The organism is Rhodococcus quanlei (assembly GCF_055231015.1).
Window position 1 is genome coordinate 1 of record NZ_JBUYWD010000037.1, and the last position, 5,485, is coordinate 5,485.

Below are 5,485 nucleotides of genomic sequence, written 5' to 3' on the forward strand. Positions count from 1 at the left end.
GGTAACGGATGTTCGGCGGTGTCCTACTCTCCCACACCCTGTCGAGTGCAGTACCATCGGCGCAGACAGGCTTAGCTTCCGGGTTCGGAATGGGACCGGGCGTTTCCCTGTCGCTATGGCCGCCGTAACTCTATGAAACTATGCACACTCACTTCGTTCGTGAATGATCGAGTGAACGCAGAAACCCCTTTCAAAAAAATGGGGGCTCCGCCCGCACACGATTCACGAAAAAACGTGGTGAATCGTGTGCTGTTTCAGATACTGCACAGTGGACGCGTAGCTTCTTTGTGGTAAGTCCTCGGCCTATTAGTACCAGTCACCTGCATACATTGCTGTACTTCCAGTTCTGGCCTATCAACCCGGTGGTCTGCCGGGGGCCTTACCCCCTCGTGGGGGTGAGAAACCTCATCTTGGAACAGGCTTCCCGCTTAGATGCTTTCAGCGGTTATCCCTTCCGAACGTAGCTAACCAGCGGTGCTCCTGGTGGAACAACTGGCACACCAGAGGTTCGTCCGTCCCGGTCCTCTCGTACTAGGGACAGCCTTCCTCAAGTTTCTAACGCGCGCGGCGGATAGAGACCGAACTGTCTCACGACGTTCTAAACCCAGCTCGCGTGCCGCTTTAATGGGCGAACAGCCCAACCCTTGGGACCTACTCCAGCCCCAGGATGCGACGAGCCGACATCGAGGTGCCAAACCATCCCGTCGATATGGACTCTTGGGGAAGATCAGCCTGTTATCCCCGGGGTACCTTTTATCCGTTGAGCGACACCGCTTCCACTTGCCGGTGCCGGATCACTAGTCCCGACTTTCGTCCCTGCTCGACCTGTCAGTCTCACAGTCAAGCTCCCTTGTGCACTTGCACTCGACACCTGATTGCCAACCAGGCTGAGGGAACCTTTGGGCGCCTCCGTTACATTTTGGGAGGCAACCGCCCCAGTTAAACTACCCACCAGGCACTGTCCCTGAACCAGATCATGGTCCGAGGTTAGAGGTCCAATACGATCAGAGTGGTATTTCAACAACGACTCCACAAACACTGGCGTGCCTGTATCACAGTCTCCCACCTATCCTACACAAATCGAACCGAACACCAATACCAAGCTGTAGTGAAGGTCCCGGGGTCTTTTCGTCCTGCCGCGCGTAACGAGCATCTTTACTCGTAATGCAATTTCGCCGAGTCTATGGTTGAGACAGCTGAGAAGTCGTTACGCCATTCGTGCAGGTCGGAACTTACCCGACAAGGAATTTCGCTACCTTAGGATGGTTATAGTTACCACCGCCGTTTACTGGGGCTTAAATTCTCAGCTTCGCCACCGAAGTGACTAACCGGTCCTCTTAACCTTCCAGCACCGGGCAGGCGTCAGTCCGTATACATCGTCTTACGACTTCGCACGGACCTGTGTTTTTAGTAAACAGTCGCTTCTCACTGGTCTCTGCGGCCCCAACCAGCTCACACCGCAAGGGTGATCACCGGCCGAGGCCCCCCTTCTCCCGAAGTTACGGGGGCATTTTGCCGAGTTCCTTAACCATAGTTGTCTCGATCGCCTTGGTATTCTCTACCTGACCACCTGTGTCGGTTTGGGGTACGGGCCGTGTGAAAGCTCGCTAGAGGCTTTTCTCGGCAGCATAGGATCACTGAATTCGCCTCATTCGGCTACGCATCACCTCTCAGGCTTGATGAACGGCGGATTTGCCTACCGTTCGCCCTACAGGCTTACACCAGTATTACCACTGACTGGCTCAGCTACCTTCCTGCGTCACCCCATCGCTTGGCTACTACCAGATCAGGTCCCATGCATCCACCAACTCGAGACCCGAAGGTCTTCTCGTGGCTTCAGGATGGTTAGTATCACTGATTCACCAGGGGCGCGTTCACACGGGTACGGGAATATCAACCCGTTGTCCATCGGCTACGCCTGTCGGCCTCGTCTTAGGTCCCGACTCACCCTGGGCGGATTAACCTGGCCCAGGAACCCTTGGTCATTCGGCGGACAAGTTTCTCACTTGTCTTTCGCTACTCATGCCTGCATTCTCACTCGTGCAGCCTCCACACCTAGTTCACACTGGCGCTTCCATGGCTGCACGACGCTCCCCTACCCACCCACGCACCTGGCCCGCCTCCCGTAGGAAACGAGCGGGCTTACGTGAGTGCCGCGGCTTCGGTGGTGTACTTGAGCCCCGCTACATTGTCGGCGCAGGATCACTTGACCAGTGAGCTATTACGCACTCTTTCAAGGGTGGCTGCTTCTAAGCCAACCTCCTGGTTGTCTTCGCGACCCCACATCCTTTTCCACTTAGTACACGCTTAGGGACCTTAGCCGGCGATCTGGGCTGTTTCCCTCTCGACTACGAAGCTTATCCCCCGCAGTCTCACTGCCGCGCTCTCACTCACCGGCATTCGGAGTTTGGCTGATTTCGGTAAGCTTGTGGGCCCCCTAGACCATCCAGTAGCTCTACCTCCGATGAGAAACACGCGACGCTGCACCTAAATGCATTTCGGGGAGAACCAGCTATCACGGAGTTTGATTGGCCTTTCACCCCTACCCACAACTCATCCCCTCAGTTTTCAACCTAAGTGGGTTCGCGCCTCCACGACGTCTTACCGTCGCTTCACACTGGCCATGGGTAGATCACTCCGCTTCGGGTCTAGAACATGCCACTAACACGCCCTGTTCGGACTCGCTTTCGCTACGGCTACCCCACACGGGTTAACCTCGCGACATGCCGCTAACTCGCAGGCTCATTCTTCAAAAGGCACGCCATCACCCACAGTGACAAGTCACTCGCAGGCTTTGACGGATTGTAAGCGCACGGTTTCAGGTACTATTTCACTCCCCTCCCGGGGTACTTTTCACCTTTCCCTCACGGTACTAGTCCGCTATCGGTCACCAGGGAGTATTCAGGCTTATCGGGTGGTCCCGACAGATTCACACCAGATTTCACGGGCCCGGTGCTACTCGGGTGTCCATTACGACAGTCACCATGTTTTCGTGTACGGGATTCTCACCCTCTACGACAGGCCGTTCCAGACCACTTCCACTAACATAATGATTTCTCACTGTCGGCCGATCCGGCAGAATCGACACAATGAATCCCACAACCCCACACATGCAACCCCTGCCGGGTATCACACACACATGGTTTAGCCTCATCCGCTTTCGCTCGCCACTACTCACGGAATCACTGTTGTTTTCTCTTCCTGTGGGTACTGAGATGTTTCACTTCCCCACGTTCCCTCCACACACCCTATATATTCAGATGCGGGTAACACGACATCACTCGTGCTGGGTTTCCCCATTCGGACATCCTCGGATCTCAGCTCGGTTGACAGCTCCCCGAGGCTTATCGCAGCCTCCTACGTCCTTCATCGGCTCCTGGTGCCAAGGCATCCACCGTACGCTCTTAAACACTTACAACAAAGATGCTCGCGTCCACTGTGCAGTTCTCAAACAACACACCCGAATCAGAATCCCGCCACCACCACGACCACCACCAACGTGATGCGGTCTGCGTGACCATCCAATCCAGATCGTTCTTGCCAGAGAAGAAACACTCACGTGTTCTCTCAGGACCCAACAGCATGCCGATATATCACCCACCAGCCGGCCACACAGGACCAACCGTTGCGGATGAGCGTGTCAGTGTTCCACCCATGAGCAACCGCAGTGAAACATGTGTTCACTAAACGGCCTCTGCTTGCTCCCCCAACACCTGTGTGCTGGTCCGAGACAAGAGATGCTCCTTAGAAAGGAGGTGATCCAGCCGCACCTTCCGGTACGGCTACCTTGTTACGACTTCGTCCCAATCGCCGATCCCACCTTCGACGGCTCCCTCCACAAGGGTTGGGCCACCGGCTTCGGGTGTTACCGACTTTCATGACGTGACGGGCGGTGTGTACAAGGCCCGGGAACGTATTCACCGCAGCGTTGCTGATCTGCGATTACTAGCGACTCCGACTTCACGGGGTCGAGTTGCAGACCCCGATCCGAACTGAGACCGGCTTTAAGGGATTCGCTCCACCTCACGGTATCGCAGCCCTCTGTACCGGCCATTGTAGCATGTGTGAAGCCCTGGACATAAGGGGCATGATGACTTGACGTCGTCCCCACCTTCCTCCGAGTTGACCCCGGCAGTCTCTTACGAGTCCCCACCATTACGTGCTGGCAACATAAGACAAGGGTTGCGCTCGTTGCGGGACTTAACCCAACATCTCACGACACGAGCTGACGACAGCCATGCACCACCTGTATACCGACCACAAGGGAAACCACATCTCTGCAGTCGTCCGGTACATGTCAAACCCAGGTAAGGTTCTTCGCGTTGCATCGAATTAATCCACATGCTCCGCCGCTTGTGCGGGCCCCCGTCAATTCCTTTGAGTTTTAGCCTTGCGGCCGTACTCCCCAGGCGGGGCGCTTAATGCGTTAGCTACGGCACGGATCCCGTGGAAGGAAACCCACACCTAGCGCCCACCGTTTACGGCGTGGACTACCAGGGTATCTAATCCTGTTCGCTACCCACGCTTTCGCTCCTCAGCGTCAGTTACTGCCCAGAGACCCGCCTTCGCCACCGGTGTTCCTCCTGATATCTGCGCATTTCACCGCTACACCAGGAATTCCAGTCTCCCCTGCAGTACTCAAGTCTGCCCGTATCGCCTGCAAGCTCGAGGTTGAGCCTCGAGTTTTCACAGACGACGCGACAAACCGCCTACGAGCTCTTTACGCCCAGTAATTCCGGACAACGCTTGCACCCTACGTATTACCGCGGCTGCTGGCACGTAGTTGGCCGGTGCTTCTTCTGCAGGTACCGTCACTTGCGCTTCGTCCCTGCTGAAAGAGGTTTACAACCCGAAGGCCGTCATCCCTCACGCGGCGTCGCTGCATCAGGCTTTCGCCCATTGTGCAATATTCCCCACTGCTGCCTCCCGTAGGAGTCTGGGCCGTGTCTCAGTCCCAGTGTGGCCGGTCACCCTCTCAGGTCGGCTACCCGTCGTCGCCTTGGTAGGCCATTACCCCACCAACAAGCTGATAGGCCGCGGGCCCATCCTGCACCGATAAATCTTTCCACCCCAGGCCATGCGACCCGAAGTCATATCCGGTATTAGACCCAGTTTCCCAGGCTTATCCCGAAGTGCAGGGCAGATCACCCACGTGTTACTCACCCGTTCGCCGCTCGTGTACCCCCGAAAGGGCCTTACCGCTCGACTTGCATGTGTTAAGCACGCCGCCAGCGTTCGTCCTGAGCCAGGATCAAACTCTCCGTTGAAGACTCAAAAACCGCCGGCCGAAACCAGCAATCAGTCATAGACATCGAGTCAAATCACTAGCAAAAAAACTCAAACTAGCAAAAAATTGTCAATCCATCCCAGACGGAAGAATGAAATGAACCAACAGTCACACCCACCAAAAATGGTAGGCGCCAAAAACATTTGGCACTGACATTCATCGACACACTGTTGAGTTCTCAAAGAACACGCACACACC

At 55.8% G+C, this 5,485-nt stretch carries 3 rRNA genes; all 3 read right to left on the bottom strand.

Going from position 1 to position 5,485, the window contains the following annotated elements:
- Window positions 1-10: 10 nt before the first annotated feature.
- Window positions 11-127: ribosomal RNA gene (gene rrf / locus ACZI8Q_RS20540) — 5S ribosomal RNA — on the bottom strand.
- Window positions 128-286: 159 nt separating this feature from the next.
- Window positions 287-3,418, bottom strand: a 23S ribosomal RNA gene (locus ACZI8Q_RS20545).
- A gap of 330 nt (window positions 3,419-3,748) precedes the next feature.
- Window positions 3,749-5,267, bottom strand: a 16S ribosomal RNA gene (locus ACZI8Q_RS20550).
- Together the 16S, 23S and 5S rRNA genes form the textbook arrangement of a ribosomal RNA operon.
- Window positions 5,268-5,485 lie beyond the last annotated feature (218 nt).